Genomic DNA, 19,676 nt, shown 5'->3' with positions numbered 1-19,676 from the left:
GTGCCATGGTGCACGGTGGTCCCCGACCCGGTCGAACGATCTGGAGGGGGATCCATGACCATGCCCGAGACGAGTGCGGTGAGCGCGACGAGCACGAGCACGGGGCCGGTCGGGGGCGCCGGTGCCGAGGTCCTGCGACCGCACGCCGAGGACGCCTTCGCCGACGAACTGGCCGCGCTCGCCGCCGCCGACGACCGGCCCCGGCCGCCCCGCTGGCGGCTGTCGCCCTGGGCGGTCGCCACCTATCTCCTCGGCGGCACACTCCCCGACGGCACGGTCGTCACCCCCAAGTACGTGGGCCCGCGCCGGATCGTCGAGGTCGCCGTCACCACCCTCGCCACCGACCGGGCCCTGCTGCTCCTCGGCGTCCCGGGCACCGCCAAGACCTGGGTGTCGGAGCATCTGGCCGCCGCCGTCAGCGGCGACTCGACGCTGCTGGTGCAGGGCACGGCGGGCACACCCGAGGAAGCCATCAGATACGGGTGGGACTACGCGCGGCTGCTCGCCCACGGCCCGAGCCGTGACGCGCTCGTGGCCGGACCCGTGATGCGGGCGATGGCGGAGGGCATGACCGCCCGGGTCGAGGAGCTGACCCGTATCCCCGCCGACGTACAGGACTCGCTCATCACGATCCTGTCCGAGAAGACCCTGCCGATCCCCGAGCTGGGGCAGGAGGTCCAGGCCGTCCGCGGGTTCAACGTGATCGCCACCGCCAACGACCGCGACCGGGGGATCAACGACCTGTCGAGCGCGCTGCGGCGCCGGTTCAACACCGTCGTGCTGCCCCTGCCCGCCAGCGCGGAGGCGGAGGTCGAGATCGTCTCGCGGCGCGTCGACCAGATCGGGCGCTCCCTCGACCTGCCGGGCGGCCTCGAAGGCATCGCCGAGATCCGCCGGGTCGTCACGGTCTTCCGCGAACTGCGCGACGGCGTCACGGCCGACGGCCGTACGAAGCTCAAGTCCCCCTCCGGGACACTCTCCACCGCCGAGGCGATCTCCGTCGTCACCAACGGCCTCGCCCTCGCCGCGCACTTCGGCGACGGAGTGCTGCGCCCCGGCGACGTCGCGTCCGGGATTCTCGGCGCCGTCGTCCGCGACCCGGCCGCCGACCGGGTGATCTGGCAGGAGTACGTGGAAACGGTCGTGCGCGAGCGTGACGGCTGGAAGGACTTCTACCGCGCCTGCCGGGAGGCCGGCGTATGACGCTCCCCGTCCGGCACCCGGACGCGCGGCCCGGCGCGACCGCCACGACCGGTCACGCCGCCCCGACGGCCGGCTCGACTCCCGCGCCCGTCGGTGGCCAGGTCACCGGCGTGACCCCCACGCTCGGTCTTGCCGACCCGACGGCCGACGCGACCCACACGACCGGTCTTGCCGACCCGACCCACACGACCGGTCATGCCGACCCGACGGCCGGCGCGACTCCCGCGCCCGTCGGTGGCCAGGTGACCGACGCCACCCCCACGCCCGGCGCCGGCCCGGCGTGGCCGGCCGCAGGCGGTCCGCTGCTGCTCGGTGTCCGGCACCACGGGCCCGGCTCCGCCCGTGCCGTACGGGCGGCGCTCGACGCGGCGTCCCCGTCGGCCGTCCTGATCGAAGGCCCGCCCGAGGGCGACGCGCTGGTGCCCCTCGCGGCCGACCCCGCGATGCGTCCACCCGTGGCGCTGCTCGCCCACGCCGTGGACGACCCGGGGCACGCGGCGTTCTGGCCGCTGGCCGAGTTCTCCCCGGAGTGGGTCGCGATCCGCTGGTCCCTCGCGCACGACGTCCCGGTCCGCTTCATCGACCTCCCCGCGACGCACTCGCTGGCCTTCCCCGACGACCGGCGGGACGACGAGGCCGGGGTCCCCGAAGCGGACGAGGGGACCCCCGACGGTGCCCGTGCCCACGACCGATCGGCCCGTGCCCTGCGGATCGATCCGCTGGCCGTCCTCGCCGAGGCCGCCGGGTACGACGACGCCGAGCGGTGGTGGGAGGACGTCGTGGAGCACCGGGGCGGCGCCGGCGACGACCCGTTCGCGCCGTTCGCCGCCGTCGGCGAGGCCATGGGAGCCCTCCGCGAGGAGTACGGCGACGGCGGACACCGCCGCGACCTGGTCCGCGAGGCATACATGCGACTCCAACTCCGTTCTGCCCGGAAGGAGTTCGGGGACGACCGGGTCGCCGTCGTCTGCGGCGCCTGGCATGTCCCCGCACTGGGCGCCCGGACCACCGCCACCGCCGACCGCGCCCTCCTCAAGGGACTGCCCAAAACCAAGTGTGAGCTGACCTGGGTGCCGTGGACGCACCAGCGGCTGGCCCGGCACAGCGGATACGGCGCCGGGATCGACTCCCCGGGCTGGTACGGGCACCTCTTCGGCGCACCCGACCGCCCCGTGGCGCGCTGGATGACCAAGGTCGCGGGTCTCCTCCGTGAGGAGGACCGGCCCGTCTCCTCCGCCCATGTCATCGAGGCCGTCCGCCTCGCGGAGACCCTGGCCACCCTGCGCGGCCGGCCGCTCGCCGGGCTCACCGAGACCACCGACGCGATCCGGGCCGTCATGTGCGACGGCTCCGACGTGCCGCTGGCACTGATCAGGGACCGGCTCGTCGTCGGTGACGTCCTGGGCGAGGTCCCCGACTCCGCCCCGGTAGTGCCCCTGCAACGTGATCTGACCCGCCTCCAGCGCTCCCTGCGGCTGAAACCGGAAGCACAGGAACGCGAACTGGACCTCGACCTCCGTAAGGAGACCGACACCGGCCGCAGCAGAATGCTGCACCGGCTGCGGCTGCTCGGCATCGGCTGGGGCGAGCCGGCCGCCGGCCGGGGCAGCACCGGCACGTTCCGGGAGAGCTGGCGGCTGCGCTGGGAGCCGGAGCTGTACGTACGGGTCGCCGAGGCCGGGGTCTGGGGTACCACGGTCCTCTCCGCCGCCACCGCCAAGGCCGAGTCCCGAGCGCTCTCCGCGACCGCGCTCTCCGAGGTCACGTCCCTGGCCGAGCAGTGCCTCCTCGCCGAACTGACCGACGCCCTGCCCGTCGTGATGAAGGCGCTCGCCGACCGTGCCGCGCTGGACGCCGACGTCGCCCACCTCGCCCAGGCCCTGCCCGCCCTCGCCCGATCGCTGCGCTACGGAGACGTACGGTCCACCGACACGGCCGCGCTCGGTGAGGTCGCCGCCGGGCTCGCCGAACGGATCTGCGTCGCCCTGCCGCCCGCCTGTGCCGCCCTCGACGCGGACGGCGCGGCCGAGATGCGGGGCCATCTCGACAACGTCCACACCGCGATCGGCCTGCTCCCCGACACCCCCGGCCGCCCGGCCGGGGACCTGGCCGGACGCTGGGGCGCCGTCCTGCGCGCACTGGCCGCCCGCGACACGGTGCCGGGCGTCGTCCGGGGCAGGTCCGCCCGGCTGCTCCTGGACGACGGGCGCCTTCCCGAGGACGAGGCGGCCCGCCTCATGGGCCTCGCCCTGTCACCCGGCACCCCGCCGGCCGACGCCGCCGCCTGGATCGAGGGGTTTCTCGGCGGAGCCTCCGGCGGCGGACTGCTCCTGGTCCACGACGAGCGGCTGCTCGCGCTCGTGGACACGTGGCTGACCGGGGTGCCGGACAGTTCGTTCACCGGCGTGCTGCCGCTCCTGCGCCGTACGTTCTCCGCGTACGAGCCCGGAGTACGCCGCACCCTGGGCGAGTTGGTCCGGCGCGGCCCGGCGGGCGACGGCGCGCGGCCCGGACCCGCCACCGCCGGAATCCCCGGCTTCGGAACCGGCGTCGACGAAGCCCGCGCGGACGCGGTCCTCCCGGTCCTGCGCCTGCTCCTCGAAACAACCCCGGCGACCACCGGCACAGCAGCGGACCGGGAACACCGGAACAGCGACAACGACCTCGCGGGGGTGGCCCGATGACCACGGCCGGAACGACGCCGACGACGGACCCGACGACGCGCGCGACACCCGACACGAGGACGGACGTGACGGGGGACGCGACGGGGGACGGCACCACGGACACGGGCCGGGACAGCGCTGCCGACGAGCGGTCGAGGCGCTGGCGGCTGGTGCTCGGCGGAGAGGACGCCGACGGCACCGGCCGGACGCTCACCGGCCAGGACGCGGCGATGGACGGCGCGTTGACGGCGCTGTACGGAGGCGGAGGCGGCGCCCCGGGCACCTCCCGCAGGAGCGGCGGCCCCCGCTCCGCCGGCCTCGGCGCGTCCGCGCCCTCGGTCGCCCGCTGGCTCGGCGACATCCGTACGTACTTCCCCAGCTCCGTCGTCCAGGTCATGCAGCGTGACGCCATCCAGCGCCTCGGTCTCTCCGCCCTGCTGCTGGAACCGGAGATGCTGGAGGCCGTCGAGGCGGACGTCCATCTCGTCGGCACCCTCCTCTCGCTCAACAAGGCCATGCCCGAGACGACGAAGGAGACAGCGCGCGCCGTCGTGAGGAAGGTCGTGACCGACATCGAGAAGCGGCTCGCCACCCGCACTCGCGCGACGCTCACCGGCGCACTCGACCGTTCCGCGCGGATCAACCGCCCGCGCCACCGCGACATCGACTGGGACCGCACGATCCGCGCGAACCTCAAGCACTATCTGCCGGAGTACGGCACGGTCGTGCCCGAACGCCTCGTCGGACACGGCCGCGCCTCGCAGTCCGTGAAGAAGGAGGTCATTCTCTGCGTCGACCAGTCCGGGTCGATGGCCGCGTCCGTCGTCTACGCCTCCGTGTTCGGCGCCGTCCTCGCGTCGATGCGCTCGATCTCCACCCGCCTCGTCGTCTTCGACACCGCCGTGGTCGACCTCACGGACCAACTGGACGACCCCGTCGACGTCCTGTTCGGCACCCAGCTCGGCGGCGGCACGGACATCAACCGCGCGCTCTCCTACTGCCAGTCGAAGATCACCCGGCCCGCCGACACCGTCGTCGTCCTGATCAGCGACCTCTACGAGGGCGGCATCCGCGACGAGATGCTGAAGCGGGTCGCCGCGATGAAGGCGGCGGGCACCCGGTTCGTGGCGCTCCTCGCGCTGTCCGACGAGGGCGCCCCGGCGTACGACCGCGACCACGCGGCGTCCCTGGCCGCCCTCGGTGCCCCGGCCTTCGCCTGCACGCCCGACCTGTTCCCGGAGGTGATGGCGGCGGCGATCGAGAAGCGACCGCTTCCGATACCGGACACGGTCACTTCCTGATCCACACCTGTCCGGGCAGGGCAGATCAGCGAGTGGACACCCGGGCGGACCGGTGCCTGTGACAGGTATCACCGCTCAGGGGTGATCCGCGATTTAGGGGTGCACGGCCCTCGGGGATAACCTGCGAGACGGACATGCCGCGCTCCGGGACTCCGTCTGCGCCCTCCTTGTGACACACGCAGTCACGTTGCCCATCGCGGCACGCCCACGCAGATTACGAACCGCGATCACTGCGAATCTTAGAAGACAGACAAGGGACGGACGCGCGTGGACCTGTTCGAGTACCAGGCGAGGGACCTCTTCGCCAAGCACGGTGTACCGGTGCTGGCCGGTGAAGTCATCGAAACGCCTGAGGCGGCGCGCGAGGTGACCGAGCGTCTCGGCGGCAAGGCCGTCGTCAAGGCGCAGGTCAAGGTGGGCGGCCGGGGCAAGGCGGGCGGCGTCAAGCTGGCCTCCGACCCGGCCGACGCGGTAGCCAAGGCCGACGCCATTCTGGGCATGGACATCAAGGGCCACACGGTCCACAAGGTGATGCTGGCTCAGACGGCTGACATCGCGGAGGAGTACTACGTCTCCTTCCTCCTCGACCGCACCAACCGGACCTTCCTGGCCATGGCCTCCGTCGAGGGCGGCGTGGAGATCGAGGTCGTCGCCGAGCAGAACCCCGACGCGCTCGCCAAGATCCCGGTCGACGCCAACGAGGGCTGCACCCCGGAGAAGGCCGCCGAGATCGTCGCCGCCGCGAAGTTCCCGGCCGACATCGCCGACCAGGTCGCGAACGTCCTCCAGAAGCTGTGGACCGTCTTCATCAAGGAAGACGCCCTGCTGGTCGAGGTCAACCCGCTGATCAAGTCCGGTGACGGCACGATCATCGCCCTGGACGGCAAGGTCTCGCTGGACGAGAACGCCGACTTCCGCCAGCCCGACCACGAGGCTCTCGAGGACAAGGCCGCGGCCAACCCCCTCGAAGCCGCGGCCAAGGCCAAGAACCTCAACTACGTCAAGCTCGACGGCGAGGTCGGCATCATCGGCAACGGCGCGGGGCTCGTGATGAGCACCCTCGACGTCGTCGCGTACGCGGGCGAGGCCCACGGCGGCGTGAAGCCCGCCAACTTCCTCGACATCGGCGGCGGCGCGTCGGCCGAGGTCATGGCGAACGGCCTGGAGATCATCCTGGGCGACCCGGACGTCAAGTCCGTCTTCGTCAACGTCTTCGGCGGAATCACCGCGTGCGACGAGGTCGCCAACGGCATCGTCCAGGCCCTGGAACTGCTCAAGTCCAAGGGTGAGAACGTCAGCAAGCCCCTGGTCGTGCGCCTCGACGGCAACAACGCGGAGCTGGGTCGCAAGATCCTGTCGGACGCCAACCACCCGCTCGTGCAGCGTGTGGACACCATGGACGGCGCGGCCGACAAGGCCGCCGAGCTCGCGGCTGCGAAGTAAAGGTAAAGGTCACCAACACCATGGCTATTTTCCTGACCAAGGAAAGCAAGGTCATCGTCCAGGGGATGACCGGTGCCACCGGCATGAAGCACACCAAGCTCATGCTCGCTGACGGCACCAACATCGTCGGCGGGGTCAACCCGCGCAAGGCCGGTACGACCGTCGACTTCGACGGCACGGAGGTCCCGGTCTTCGGCTCCGTCAAGGAGGCGATGGAGAAGACCGGCGCCGACGTGTCCGTCCTCTTCGTGCCGCCGGCCCACGCCAAGGCCGCGGTCGTCGAGGCCGTCGACGCCGAGATCGGTCTCGCGGTCGTCATCACCGAGGGCATCGCCGTGCACGACTCCGCCGCCTTCTGGGCGTACGCGTCGAGCAAGGGCAACAAGACCCGCATCATCGGCCCCAACTGCCCCGGCCTCATCACGCCGGGCCAGTCCAACGCCGGCATCATCCCCGGCGACATCACCAAGCCGGGCCGTATCGGTCTCGTGTCCAAGTCCGGCACGCTGACCTACCAGATGATGTACGAGCTCCGTGACATCGGCTTCTCGTCCGCCATCGGCATCGGCGGCGACCCGGTCATCGGCACGACGCACATCGACGCCCTCAAGGCGTTCGAGGCCGACCCCGACACCGACCTCATCGTGATGATCGGCGAGATCGGCGGCGACGCCGAGGAGCGCGCGGCCGACTTCATCGCCAAGCACGTGACGAAGCCGGTCGTCGGTTACGTCGCGGGATTCACGGCGCCCGAGGGCAAGACGATGGGCCACGCCGGCGCCATCGTCTCCGGTTCGTCCGGTACGGCCGCCGCCAAGAAGGAGGCCCTGGAGGCCGCCGGTGTCAAGGTCGGCAAGACGCCGACCGAGACGGCCGGTCTCGCGCGGGCCATTCTCGCGGGCTAGGTCGATCTCGCGGGCTGACTCCAGCTTGTCCTGGCTGTACGGTCGTACGCAGCACGGCAGTCGTCACGCCGCTCCACTCGCGTGGGCCCGCACCTTTCAGGTGGTGCGGGCCCACGCGCGTTCCGTTTTCCGGGCGGGGCGGGGCGCGTGAGAGCGGGCGGGGCGGGGCTCAGGGAATCCGGGGGCGCAGCCGCTCCGGCCCGTTCAGGGGCACGGCGTGCAGCGTGGCCCGCAGCTTCAGGTCCTCGCCGGTCAGCCGCTGCGGCCCCATCGGCGCCGGGATCCCGCCCACCCGCTGACCGGGCGCGGGCGCCGGCTCGTACTGCCTGGGCGCCGTGGCGACCGTGAAGGCCGTGGCCCCGATGATCAGCACCGTGACGGCGATCGCGGCCCGTGTCCACAGCCTGGCACGGCGCTCACCGCTCAGCCGTACGGCGGAGCCCGGCGCGACCGCCGGGGCCGACACCGTCTCCACCAGCGCGCGTAGCCGCTCGTGCAGCACCTCCCCGTTCTCCAGGTCGGGCAGCCGCTCCAGCACGGCCTCGCGCGCGTGCAGCAGCCGGTGCGCGGCGGCCGGGGTGGTGGCCTCGGTCTCGGCGGCCGTCCCCGGCAGGTCGAGGCCCAGACCGTCGTAGAGCAGCAGCGTGCGCCGGTGCATCGGCGGCAGGTCGAGCAACGCGCCGCGCAGCGGGCGCCCTTCGCGGTCGCCGCCGGGCGGGTCCGGGTGCCGGTGGGCGCGGCGGAACCGGTGCCAGGGCGAGGTCGCGTAGTCGTACGCCGCCATCCGTACCCACCCGGCCGGGTCGCGGTCGACCGCGACCTCGGGCCAGCGGTGCCAGGCCAGCTGGAAGGCGCCCTCGACGGACTCCTGGGCGAGCGTGCGGCGGCCGGTGAGCAGATAGGTCTGGCGTACGAGGGCCGGGGAGGCACACGCGTACAACTCGTCGAATGCCTGAGCGGGCGTCAGCCTCTCGGTCTCGGCCTCGGCGGCGGCCTCGGAGGAGCTGGAGGCGGCGGCTCGGGCCGGGGTTTCGGAGGGGCTCCCGGGCTCGACCGCGCGGACGGGGCGGCGGTTGAGCGGTCTCTTGGGGCTGGGCTCGCCGGGGAGGACCTTCCGGAGGGAGATGCCGTCGGCGGTCGAGGTCCCCTCGGCGCGGGCCCCCTTCTGCCGCGTCGCCGCCCGGGAGGCCGCAGCGGAGTCGTTCACGTCGGGCGCGTTCGTCGTGTCCGGCGTGTCCATCGCGGCCGGCGCTTCTTCGAACGGTCCCGACGGCTCCCCGCACGCCGGCTCCCCGCCCGCCGCCGCGTCGAGTTCCGCCGCGTACGCCGCCAGCAGCCGGGCGTACGCCTCGCGTCTGCGCCCTCGCGGTGTCGTGCGCCCGGTCTCCCAGGAGCGGACCGTCGCCCGTGTGACTCCCAGCGCCAGAGCGACCTGCTTCTCGGTCATCGCCTTCGCCTCGCGCAGTCGGCGCCGCTCCTTGGGGGAGGGGAGCGGCGGCGCGGAAGAGGTACGAGTGGTGCTCTGCGTCATCGAGCACTCCTCGCAGCACTGTACTGGCCGAAAAAGTACATAAACGTATATTGAGCGACACAGCGGCTATCCGCCTGTTACCCGGTTTGAGCGCGTGTCGTTGGGAGCATGGCCGGGTGACCCAAGTGAGCGAGCGTCGCACCACGTTGTCCTCGGCCTCCGCCACCGAACGGGGCCGGGCCGCCGCGCTGACCGCCGCGTTCCTCCGGGGAGGACTCGCCGCGGGCCTCGGCCTCGGCGCCCTCGCCGTACTGGTCGTCGCGGCCTGGATCAGCTCGCCGTACCCCGACAGCGGAGCCGGGGGAGCCCTGCGTATCGCGGCGGCGCTCTGGCTGCTGGCCCACGGCGCCGAATTGGTCCGGCCCGACACGCTGTCCGGGGTGCCCGCGCCCGTCGGACTCGTCCCCCTGCTGGTCACAGCCCTGCCGGCCTGGCTGGTCTACCGGTCCGCGCGCGACGCGCTGGAACCGGACGAGAACCGGCCCCAGCTCACCGCGCTCGGCGCGGTGTGCACCGTCGGGGGCGGATATCTGCTGGTCGGCGCCGCCGTCGTGCTCTACGCGCGAGGCGGGCCGCTCTCCACGAACACGCTCGACGCGGCCGTCAGACTGCCCCTCGTGCCGCTCCTGTCGGCCGTCGCCGGATCATGGGTGGCGAGCGGACGGCCGCTGCGCCCGCTGCTGGCCCGGCTGCCCGGCCGCGGGGGCGCGCCCACCCGTGCGGTCGGCAGACGCCGCCGGGCCGTCGTCGCCGTGCGGGCGGCCACCGCCGGGACGACGGTGCTGCTGGGCGGCGGTCTGCTGCTGGTCGTCGGCGCGCTGGTGTGGCACGGGGGCGCGGCGCAGGAGTCGTTCCTGGGGCTGACGGCGGACTGGTCGGGGCGGATCGCGGTGCTGCTGCTGTCCCTGGCGCTGCTCCCGAACGCGGCGGTCTGGGGCGCGTCGTACGCCCTCGGCCCCGGCTTCGCCCTCGGCACGTCCGTGACGGTCACCCCGCTGGCCGTCACGGGCAGCCCGGTCCTGCCGCCCTTCCCGCTGCTGGCGGCCGTGCCCGGCGAAGGGCCCGGCATGCCGGTGACATGGGCGGCGGGGGTGGTGCCGCTGGTGGCCGGGCTGGTGATCGCCGGATTCACCGTAAGGGTCGCCGCCCCGCCCTACTCCGAGCGGGACGAAGCCTGGAGCGCACGCGAGACCACCCTCGCGGTGACGGCCGCCGGTATCGGGTGCGCGGTGCTGATCGCGGTGCCGGCCGCGCTCGCGGGCGGGCCGATCGGGACGGGGCGGCTGGCCGAGTTCGGCCCCGTCTGGTGGCTGACCGGGGCGGCGGCGCTGGCCTGGACGGTGGGCATCGGCGTACCGGCGGCGCTGCTCGTACGGGCCTGGCGGCTGCGCGCGCGGCGCGCGACGCACAAGAGAGGAGAGACGAACGGGGCGAACGCGAAGAGGAAGAGGACGGGCGGGAAGAGGGCGGGCGGGACACGGGAGGGCGGCGCGGCGGAGGTTGCGACGACCGGCGCGCGGGCGGTGTGGTGGCGGAGGCGGCCGTGGGGGCGCGGACGGGCGACCGGGGACGGTACGGCCGCCGGGGACCACAGGGGCAACGGGGACGCCAGGGACGACGAGGCGACGGAACCGGCACCGGCGCAGGCACAGGCATCGGCGCAGGACCCGGGCCCTGAGCCCGCGAAGAGCGGGACCGGGGAGGGAAGAGCGGACGGTCCGCCGTCCGGCCGGGCGGACGAGCCGTACCCCTTCCCGCCGATGGAGGTCTGGCACGACCGGGACGCCCAGGAGGCACGCTGGGCGGCGATCCGGCAGGCGTCCGGCGGCCTGATGGCCGACTTCCCGCCGACGCAGCCGCCGACGCCCTCCGAGCAGGAGGCCGAGCCCGAGCCCGCCGAGTATCCGGAGCCCCGGCCCCGGGCCGCACCCTCGCCCCGGTCGGAGGCCGAGCCTTTCCCAGACCCGCATTCAGACCCGCATCCAGACCCGCGTACCGACCCGGCCCCGAACCTCGCCCCCGCCCCTCACCCGGCCTCCGACCCCGAATCGGCCCCGGATCCGCAGCCGGCCCCGCAACCCACCGCCACCACCCCCGCCCCGGCCCCAGCTCCCGAAACCGCCCCCGCCACCGCCGACTGACCCGCACCACCCGAACGAGCGGCGGCCCCGTCCCTTCCCGAGACCGGGAGGGACGGGGCCGCCGTCACACGCGCCAGGGTGCCGCCCCGGCTACTTCTTGACGCCGAAGGCCCACTCCAGGGAATCCGGAAGCTTCTCGTTGCAGGCCAGTTGGCCCGTCTTCGTCAGCGCGTCGTTCAGGCAGGTGAAGTAGTCGCGGTAGATGAGCTGGACGCTGAACGTCGTCGCCACGGCCAGCAGCGCGATGGTCGCCATCACGATCCCGCTCACCGCGACCGGCTTCTGCGGCTTGCGCCCCGTCGCGCCCTGCGCCGGCGTGTCCGGGCCGTCCGAGGTGGCCGGCGTCCGGGCCGCCGCATCCGATGCGCTGTCCGGCCGGGAGGCCGTACGTACGTCGCCGCTGCGCGCCCCCGCCCGGCCGTCGGTGCCCGTACGCGGCAGCTGCGCCTTGGCCCGCAGCGAACTGACGCCCCAGTAGAGCGCGAGCGCGCCGAGGAGCAGCGCGACGTACGGGAAGCCGAAGACGGCGAAGAGGGCCCACATGCCGGCGAGCAGCGAGTAGCGGGCGCGGCGCTGGAACGGGTCGGTCGGGTCCCAGCGCAGTCCGCCCCTGCCGGGCCGGTCGTCCGGACCGTCCTGGCGGCCACCGGGGCCGTCCTGGCCGCCCGTTCTGTTCTGGCTCCCGGATCCGCCGCCGAAACCGCCCGACGAGCGGCCCGGCTGGCGGTTGCTCCACTGACCGCCCCAGGAGGGGCGGTCGCCCTCCGACGACCGGTCGTCGGACGGGTCGCCGCCGTTCTGCGGATCGCGGGGGCGCCACGGCTGGTCGGGCCGGTCCTCCGGCGGCGGCGCGAACGGATTGTCGTCCGAGGAACCCGAGGACCCGGAACCCCCTGAGGATCCCGACCCCCCCGAGGACCCGGAGGACCCGGACGAACCCGAGGACCCGGCCCCCTCGGAGGAACCCGAGGAACCCGAAGACCCAGGCCCGTCGGAGGAAGAACCCGAGGACCCCGTGGACGAGGAGGACTGGCGTTCCCGCAGCAGTAGCACCGGCCCGGCGGGCTGCGGAACAGGGAGTGCCGTGCGGTGTCGTCGGTCCGGCATCTGGTGAACGTCTTCCCCTCAGACCCTTGGCGCAAGGGGTCTCGTGTCGTATGGCCCGCCCTGGAGACGGGGCCGTGTCCCCAGACGCTACCTCCCGCCCGCGCCCCCGTCCCCCGGGGGCCGTGCGGTGTGCCGGTATCGTTGCTGACGGTCGGCTCCTTCGTAGAGTTCCCCGACACGGGGAGCGCGAGTCGTTCGTACGACCACACAAAGCCGCACGACCCGCACGACCCGCGAGGCTGTGCTCGCTTCCAGAAAGGCGTTCCGCCGTGGCCTCCCCGCCGTCCCCGCCCGCCCCCGACGACCCGGTCACCCCGCCGGAACCCGGCTCCCGGGTCGAATTCGGCTCCCCGGCCCGGCTCGTGGTCCTGGTCTCCGGCTCCGGTACGAACCTCCAGGCCCTGCTCGACGCCGTCGCCGCCGATCCCGGGGGTTTCGGTGCCCGGGTGGTCGCCGTCGGCGCCGACCGGGACTCCGTCACCGGCCTCGAACGGGCCGAGCGGGCCGGGCTGCCGACCTTCGTCTGCCGCGTCAGGGACCACGCGACGCGCGACGAGTGGGATGCCGCGCTCACCGCGGCCACCGCCGCGTACGACCCCGACCTCGTCGTCTCGGCGGGCTTCATGAAGATCGTCGGGAAGCGTTTCCTGGCCCGTTTCGGCGGGCGGTTCATCAACACCCACCCCGCCCTGCTGCCCAGTTTTCCCGGTGCCCACGGGGTCCGCGACGCGCTCGCGTACGGGGCGAAGGTCACCGGTTGCACCGTCCACTTCGTCGACGACGGCGTCGACACCGGCCCGGTCGTCGCGCAAGGCGTGGTCGAGGTGCGGGACGAGGATCACGAGGACGGTGGCGTCGCGCTCCACGAGCGCATCAAGCACGTCGAGCGACGGCTGCTCGTCGATGTCGTGGGGCGTCTCGCCCGGCACGGCTACCGCATTGAGGGACGAAAGGTAACAATCCCGTGAGCGTCGAGAAGACCGCCGAAGAGACCGCCGGAACGGCCAGGGCAGCGACTGCCGAGACCGGCGCGGCGACCGCCGCCGAGACCGGCACGGCGCCGGCGGAAGGGACGAAGCGGCCCGTCCGCCGCGCGCTGGTCAGCGTCTACGACAAGACCGGCCTGGAGGACCTGGCCCTCGGTCTGCACGCGGCGGGCGTCTCGCTCGTCTCGACGGGCTCCACCGCCTCCCGGATCGCCGCCGCCGGTGTGCCCGTCACCAAGGTCGAGGAGCTGACCGGCTTCCCGGAGACCCTCGACGGCCGCGTCAAGACGCTGCACCCGCGCGTCCACGCCGGCATCCTCGCCGACCAGCGGCTCGCCTCGCACCGCGAACAGCTCGCCGAACTGGACATCCAGCCCTTCGAGTTGGTCGTCTGCAACCTCTACCCGTTCCGCGAGACCGTCGCGTCCGGGGCCACCCCCGACGAGTGCGTCGAGCAGATCGACATCGGCGGCCCCTCCATGGTCCGCGCCGCCGCGAAGAACCACCCGTCGGTCGCCATCGTCACCAGCCCCGCGCGGTACGGCGACGTCCTCAAGGCCGTACAGGACGGCGGGTTCGACCTGACGGCCCGCAAGCGCCTGGCCGCCGAGGCGTTCCGGCACACCGCCGCGTACGACGTCGCGGTGGCGTCCTGGTTCGCGGCCGACTACGCCGCCGCCGACACCTCCGGGCTCCCGGACTTCCTGGGCGCGACGTACGAGCGGACGAACGTCCTGCGCTACGGCGAGAACCCGCACCAGCCCGCCGCGCTCTACACCGACGGCACGGGCGGCGGACTCGCCGGGGCCGAGCAACTGCACGGCAAGGAGATGAGCTTCAACAACTACACGGACACGGACGCCGCGCGCCGTGCCGCGTACGACCACTCCGAGCCGTGCGTCGCGATCATCAAGCACGCCAACCCGTGCGGCATCGCGATCGCCGGCGATGTCGCCGAGGCGCACCGCAAGGCCCACGCGTGCGACCCGCTCTCCGCGTTCGGTGGTGTCATCGCCGTCAACCGGCCGGTCTCCGTCGCGATGGCCGAGCAGGTCGCCGAGATCTTCACCGAGGTCATCGTCGCCCCCGGTTACGAGGACGGCGCCGTCGAGGTGCTGTCCCGCAAGAAGAACATCCGCGTGCTGCGCTGCGCGGGCGCCCCCGCCGCCACCGTCGAGACGAAGCCCGTCGACGGCGGCGCGCTGCTCCAGGTCACCGACCGGCTCCAGGCGGCCGGCGACGACCCGTCGACCTGGACGCTCGCGACCGGCGACCCGCTGTCCGACGCCGAACTGCGCGAACTGGCCTTCGCGTGGAAGGCGTCCCGCGCGGTCAAGTCGAACGCGATCCTGCTCGCCAAGGACGGCGCGAGTGTCGGCGTCGGCATGGGACAGGTCAACCGCGTGGACTCGGCGAAGCTCGCCGTGGAGCGCGCGGGCGAGGAGCGGGCGCGCGGGTCGTACGCGGCCTCGGACGCGTTCTTCCCGTTCCCCGACGGTCTGGAGATCCTGCTGGAGGCGGGGGTCAAGGCCGTGGTGCAGCCCGGCGGTTCGGTGCGCGACGAGCTGACGGTCGAGGCGGCGAAGAAGGCGGGCGCGACGATGTACTTCACGGGGACGCGGCACTTCTTCCACTGATCCCCGCTGATTCCCGCTGATCCCGGCGCGGGCAACAAGCTGTTGTCCGGACCGAGTTCGCACCGCGCCCGCACCGCGCCCGCAGTGGGAGACCGCACGGCCTCTGTGCCGACGAACGGCGGAAGGCCGTAACCCCCTTCACCGACAAGGGAGTTACGGCCTTCCGGCAGACGCGGGTGCGGCGGTGTCAGTAGCGCGGACGGTTGAACCACGCGGATGCCTGCGAGGTCACCATCGACGCGAGGATGATGCCGCCGATCACGAGCCCGATGACGGCGCTGACGGCGCCGCTCGCCTGGCCGGTCGCGAAGTTGGTGAGCGCGCCCAGCAGGATCAGCGACGCGTAGACGATCGTGCAGACCCGGACCGCCGTGCCGCCGGTGGAGAACTTCACCGCGAGGAAGATCGTCGCGCCGGAGACCACCAGCAGGATGACGACACCGATGAAGCCGAGGCCCGCCAGCGCGTCGCCCGACTCGCTGTCGGCCACGTCCGAGACGGCGGCCAGCGCGATGGCGAAGATGATGGCGGCGATGATCTGGAACCCGGCCATGATGTACATGAGGACACGGGCCGCGGTCATCAGACCGGGCATGGACTGCGGGGGGCCGCCGCCCATGGGCCCCTGCGGGTAGCCGTAGCCGGGCTGGACCGGAGGCGCCTGCGGGTAGCCGTAGTTGGGCGGGGGCGGCTGCTGGGGCTGGCCCTGCTGCGGGTAGCCGTAGCCCGGCTGGCCCTGGGGCTGGCCCTGCTGTCCGTACGGGTTGTTCGGGTCGCCAAAGCTCATGGCGGGGTTCCTCCGTTGATGATGCGGGGAGATCGCGGATCGAAGGAGGAACGTCAAGAACCGAGCGGTCTGTCCCCCAACACTGCCGCGCGCTGCGCGGCTCATCGTGCGTTTGGCATCGACCTTTTGTCCAGCCGGTATCGGTATGCGTTGTGCAAGCGCAACCTGGGCATCTGCCGATGATCTTGACTCCCCGACCGGGCGGGGCACCGCGTCCCGGCCGCCCCCGACCCCCTCGCCGGCCGTGTCCGCGACCCTTCCCCGGCCGTGTCCGCGACCTCCTCCGACCGTCGTACGCGACCCTTCCCCGGCCTCGAATTGGAACAGCGGCGGGGTCATCCGCGAAGATGGGCGCATGACCGCCCAGATTCTCGATGGCAAGGCCACCGCAGCCGCGATCAAGTCCGACCTGACCGTCCGCGTGGCGGCCCTCAAGGAACGGGGCATCACGCCCGGCCTCGGGACCCTGCTCGTCGGGGACGACCCGGGAAGCCGTTGGTACGTCAACGGCAAGCACCGCGACTGCGCCGAGGTCGGCATCGCCTCCCTCCAGCGTGAGCTGCCCGACACCGCCTCCCAGGAGGACATCGAGGCAGTCGTCCGCGAACTCAACGCCAACCCCGAGTGCACCGGCTACATCGTCCAACTCCCGCTCCCCAAGGGCATCGACACCAACCGCGTCCTGGAGCTGATGGACCCGGAGAAGGACGCCGACGGGCTGCACCCGATGAGCCTCGGCCGGCTGGTGCTGAACGAGACGGGGCCGCTGCCGTGCACCCCGTACGGGATCATCCACCTGCTCCGCGCGCACGGCGTCGAGATCAAGGGCGCGCACGTCGTGGTCGTCGGCCGCGGGATCACCGTGGGCCGCTCGATCCCCCTGCTGCTCACCCGCAGGTCGGAGAACGCGACGGTGACCCAGTGCCACACCGGCACCCGTGACCTCTCCGCGCATCTGCGGCAGGCCGACATCATCGTGTCGGCGGCCGGGGTGCGCCACATCATCAAGGCGGAGGACGTCAAGCCGGGCGCCGCGGTGCTCGACGTCGGCGTCAGCCGTGACGAGAACGGCAAGATCGCGGGCGACGTGCACCCGGACGTCGCCGGGGTGGCAGGCTGGATCTCGCCGAACCCCGGCGGGGTCGGCCCGATGACCCGCGCACAGCTTCTGGTCAATGTCGTCGAGGCGGCGGAGCGCGCCGGAAGCGGTAGCGGAACGTGAAAGGGGCACCCATGGGTGCTGGTACGAGTACGGGTGCCGACGCGGCGGAGTCCGCCGACCCCGGCAAACCGGGCGCGCCCGGCGACGGCGGGTCCGTGAGCGGGGCCGCCGTCGCGAGCGGCGGCACGGGCACAGGTGCGGGTACGGGTACGGCGTCGGACGGCGTACGGCACGAGACCCGCGGCGGCGGAGAAGCGGTCGCGGTGCCGACCGGACGAGCGGAAGGCGGCGACAGGGGCGAGGGCGGCTCCGGCGCGGGCGAGGCGGGTGACGGCCCGCCCGGCGCGGGCGGGATCGCCGAGGGCGAGACCGGCGAGGGTGAGGCACGGGGCAGGGCGGACACGGCCCCCAGCACCTCCCGCCGCTTCCCGACCGTCACCCAGGACACCGCGCGCCCCGAGGGCGGCGGCCGTGCCGCCCCGGGCGACGCGCCCGCGCCCGCGCGCCAGTGGCCGCTGCTCACGGTGCTCGGCGCTACGGGGCTGGGTCTGCTGATCGTCGGGGTCGCGCCGTTCGAGGAGTCGTTCCGCTACGGCACGATCCTGATCGGTGTGGCGTTGATCACCGGAGCGATCCTGCGGCGGGTCATGCCGTCGGTCGGCATGCTGGCCGTACGGTCGCGCTTCACCGACATGGTGACGTACGGGCTGCTGGGGGTCGCGATCGTGCTGCTGTCACTGATGACGCAGCCGAGCCCGTTGCTGGAGATCCCGTTCCTGGAGGACGTGGTCCACTCCACGGTTCCGTAGGTCCCTGTCCCGGACGACTTTTGCTCCTGGGCACGCACCCCGGCGAACTCGCACCACAACGAACACGCACGACAGCGAACACGCACGAACGCGCACGACAGCGGACGGCGCCCATCCCCTCCCCCGAGTCAGGACGGGCGCCGTCGGCATGTGGCCAGCGTCACGGACACGCCAAAGGGGATCAAGAGCCCGCAGGTGCCTGTGGCATGGAGGTGACCATTCCGGCATGGTGTGATCGCCGGGAAACGGATGCGAGACTGGGGGACGGAATCGGAGACGGCGTGCGAGGGGGCGCGAGGACCGTCCCGATCGCTCCGGCGCACTTCCTTTTCTGGAACTGAAGCCCCGGTTCCACGCATCCCTTGGGGTGGTCGTCGGCCGGCGGGGGGCGCGCCCGGCACACGGCACATTCAGGAACGCCTGGTGGGACAAGGGGGAAGTAATGCCTCGCTGGAAGGCACTACCGGAGGAACTCGACCCTCAGGTCAAGGAGTTCGCCACGCAGCTGCGCCGGCTCGTCGACAAGAGCGGCCTGAGCATCGCGGCCGTGGCGGACCGCACCGGCTACAGCAAGACCTCCTGGGAGCGCTACCTCAACGGCAGGCTGCTTCCGCCCAGGGGCGCGATCATGGCCCTCGCCGAGGTGACCGGGACCAATCCGCTGCACCTGACGACGATGTGGGAGCTGTCGGAGCGGGCCTGGAGCCGCGCCGAGATGCGCCACGACATGACGATGGAAGCGATCCGGATAACCCAGGCGCGGGACGCGCTGGGGGAGTACGGCGGCGACCCGGTCGGCGGCCCCGGCGGCGCCGGGAGCAGCCGCCCCGGCGGCCGTACGGCGACACCTCCGGGTTCCGGCTCCGGCAGGTCCGGCAGGGGTCCGGCGCCGGACCCCGGGCACGCGGGCGCGTACCGGCCTCCGGCGAACGCCCCGGCGGGTGCGCCGGCGGGCCCGCCGCCCCGCTCGGGCGGGCGCGGCAGGCGCAAAGCGGTGATCTTCGCGGTGGCCCTCGTCGGCGCGCTCGCGGTGCTGGCCGGCGCCTTCCTGCTGACGGATCTCGGAGGCGGCGACACGAAGGAGACCGCCGCGCCCCCGGCGCCGAAACCGACCACGAGCGCGCCCGCGCTGCCCGCCGGGGTGAAGTGCGCGGGTGACGAGTGCGAGGGCGAGGACCCCGAACTGATGGGCTGCGGCGGCGAGTTCGCCGTGACGTCGGCGACCGCGACGGTCGGCACGGCGGTGGTCGAGGTCCGCTACAGCGAGACCTGCGGCGTGGCCTGGGCCCGGATCACCCAGGCCGCCCCCGGCGACACCGTCGACATCGCCTCGGAGCAGGGCGAGGGCACCCCCCAGACGGGCACGGTCAACGCGGACCGGGACGCGTACACCCCGATGGTCGCGGTAGCCACGTCCGACGAGGCGAAGGCGTGCGCGACGCTGACGACGGGCACGAAGGGCTGCACGACACCGGCCCAGTGACCGCTCGGCGCGTTCCCGTGGGGCGCCCCGTTCCGGAGGCCGTACGCCCGGTCGCTGTCCCGGCCCGGCCCCGGAGGCCCGTACCCCGCTGGTCGCGGTCCTCGCCCCGGCCCCGGAGGCTGTGGGCCCAGTCGCTGTCCCCGGCCCGATGGGTCGTGGGCGCGTTGCCCGTGGCGTACCTCCGGCCCAGTGGGCTGTCGGCCAGTTCCCGTGGCGCGTCCCGGCCCCGGAGGGCCGTACCCCGCTGGTCGCGGTCTTCGCCGGGCCTTGGAGGCCATGGGCCCGGCTGCTGTCCCCGGCCCGATGGGTCGTTGGTCGGGGCCCGTTCACCTGGTATCTCTGGCCCCGTGAGTCGTCGGCCTGACCTCCTGGGTGCGTCCCGGCCCGGAGGCTGTGTTCCGCTGGACGCGGTCCTCGCCCCGCTTCGGAGGCCGTACCCCGCTGGTCGCGGTCCTCGCCCCGGCCCCGGAGGCCCGTACGCCTGGTTGCTCCCGGCGGCCCCGTGAGCCGTCGGCCCG

At 73.2% G+C, this 19,676-nt stretch carries 14 protein-coding genes; 11 read left to right on the top strand and 3 right to left on the bottom strand.

What is annotated here, in order from left to right:
* Window positions 1-54 precede the first annotated feature (54 nt).
* The 5 genes from OG875_RS10985 to sucD all read left to right on the top strand — a co-directional run bounded on the left by OG875_RS10985 (window position 55) and on the right by sucD (window position 7,515).
* Entirely contained in the window at window positions 55-1,203 is a 1,149-nt protein-coding gene (locus OG875_RS10985; protein ID WP_330174046.1) for an ATP-binding protein, read from the top strand.
* Window positions 1,200-3,887: a DUF5682 family protein gene (locus OG875_RS10980; RefSeq protein ID WP_330174045.1), complete on the top strand. Its 2,688-nt coding sequence runs from the start codon at window positions 1,200-1,202 to the stop codon at window positions 3,885-3,887. Before OG875_RS10985 ends, OG875_RS10980 begins: the two co-directional genes overlap by 4 nt.
* The gene (locus tag OG875_RS10975) at window positions 3,884-5,167 is read left to right on the top strand and encodes a vWA domain-containing protein (protein ID WP_330174044.1); all 1,284 of its coding nucleotides are present in this window, start codon (window positions 3,884-3,886) and stop codon (window positions 5,165-5,167) included. Before OG875_RS10980 ends, OG875_RS10975 begins: the two co-directional genes overlap by 4 nt.
* Window positions 5,168-5,434: 267 nt before the next feature.
* Window positions 5,435-6,610, top strand: coding sequence for an ADP-forming succinate--CoA ligase subunit beta (gene sucC / locus OG875_RS10970; protein WP_330174043.1), 1,176 nt, complete (start codon window positions 5,435-5,437; stop codon window positions 6,608-6,610).
* Between the two features lie 20 nt (window positions 6,611-6,630).
* Window positions 6,631-7,515, top strand: a complete 885-nt coding sequence (sucD, locus tag OG875_RS10965) for a succinate--CoA ligase subunit alpha (RefSeq protein ID WP_330174042.1) — start codon at window positions 6,631-6,633, stop codon at window positions 7,513-7,515.
* A 169-nt stretch (window positions 7,516-7,684) separates the two neighbouring features.
* Here sucD and OG875_RS10960 read toward each other — a convergent pair whose 3' ends face one another.
* Entirely contained in the window at window positions 7,685-9,046 is a 1,362-nt protein-coding gene (locus OG875_RS10960) for a helix-turn-helix domain-containing protein (protein WP_330174041.1), read from the bottom strand.
* A 125-nt stretch (window positions 9,047-9,171) separates the two neighbouring features.
* Between OG875_RS10960 and OG875_RS10955 the strand changes: the two genes are divergently transcribed.
* Window positions 9,172-11,187 carry a cell division protein PerM gene (locus OG875_RS10955; RefSeq protein ID WP_330174040.1) on the top strand — a complete coding sequence of 672 codons (2,016 nt, stop codon included), beginning with the start codon at window positions 9,172-9,174 and terminating at the stop codon, window positions 11,185-11,187.
* 90 nt (window positions 11,188-11,277) lie between these two features.
* Here the strand turns inward: OG875_RS10955 and OG875_RS10950 are convergent, their stop codons facing one another.
* Window positions 11,278-12,294 carry a hypothetical protein gene (locus OG875_RS10950; protein WP_330174039.1) on the bottom strand — a complete coding sequence of 339 codons (1,017 nt, stop codon included), beginning with the start codon at window positions 12,292-12,294 and terminating at the stop codon, window positions 11,278-11,280.
* A gap of 362 nt (window positions 12,295-12,656) precedes the next feature.
* On the opposite strand from OG875_RS10950, the gene purN reads away from it, so the two are divergent.
* Together purN and purH are read left to right on the top strand one after the other, a co-directional pair.
* Window positions 12,657-13,262: a phosphoribosylglycinamide formyltransferase gene (gene purN / locus OG875_RS10945; RefSeq protein WP_330177698.1), complete on the top strand. Its 606-nt coding sequence runs from the start codon at window positions 12,657-12,659 to the stop codon at window positions 13,260-13,262.
* Complete coding sequence (gene purH, locus OG875_RS10940) at window positions 13,259-14,917, top strand: bifunctional phosphoribosylaminoimidazolecarboxamide formyltransferase/IMP cyclohydrolase (RefSeq protein ID WP_330174038.1); 1,659 nt, start codon at window positions 13,259-13,261, stop codon at window positions 14,915-14,917. The genes purN and purH overlap by 4 nt, the downstream gene beginning before the upstream one ends.
* A 187-nt stretch (window positions 14,918-15,104) precedes the next feature.
* Here purH and OG875_RS10935 read toward each other — a convergent pair whose 3' ends face one another.
* Window positions 15,105-15,704 carry a hypothetical protein gene (locus OG875_RS10935; RefSeq protein WP_330174037.1) on the bottom strand — a complete coding sequence of 200 codons (600 nt, stop codon included), beginning with the start codon at window positions 15,702-15,704 and terminating at the stop codon, window positions 15,105-15,107.
* A 355-nt stretch (window positions 15,705-16,059) separates the two neighbouring features.
* Between OG875_RS10935 and OG875_RS10930 the strand changes: the two genes are divergently transcribed.
* From OG875_RS10930 to OG875_RS10920, 3 genes are all read left to right on the top strand, one after another.
* Entirely contained in the window at window positions 16,060-16,926 is an 867-nt protein-coding gene (locus tag OG875_RS10930; protein WP_330174036.1) for a bifunctional methylenetetrahydrofolate dehydrogenase/methenyltetrahydrofolate cyclohydrolase, read from the top strand.
* An 11-nt stretch (window positions 16,927-16,937) separates the two neighbouring features.
* On the top strand, window positions 16,938-17,675 hold the full coding sequence (locus OG875_RS10925) for a DUF3017 domain-containing protein (RefSeq protein WP_330174035.1): 738 nt from the start codon (window positions 16,938-16,940) through the stop codon (window positions 17,673-17,675).
* 442 nt (window positions 17,676-18,117) lie between these two features.
* The gene (locus OG875_RS10920; protein ID WP_330174034.1) at window positions 18,118-19,158 is read left to right on the top strand and encodes a DUF2690 domain-containing protein; all 1,041 of its coding nucleotides are present in this window, start codon (window positions 18,118-18,120) and stop codon (window positions 19,156-19,158) included.
* Window positions 19,159-19,676: the final 518 nt, after the last annotated feature.

This window comes from Streptomyces sp. NBC_01498 (genome assembly GCF_036327775.1).
Taxonomy (GTDB): Bacteria; Actinomycetota; Actinomycetes; order Streptomycetales; family Streptomycetaceae; genus Streptomyces.
The sequence above is the reverse complement of the archived record's forward strand: the minus strand, read 5'-3'. Positions and strand labels throughout refer to the sequence as shown.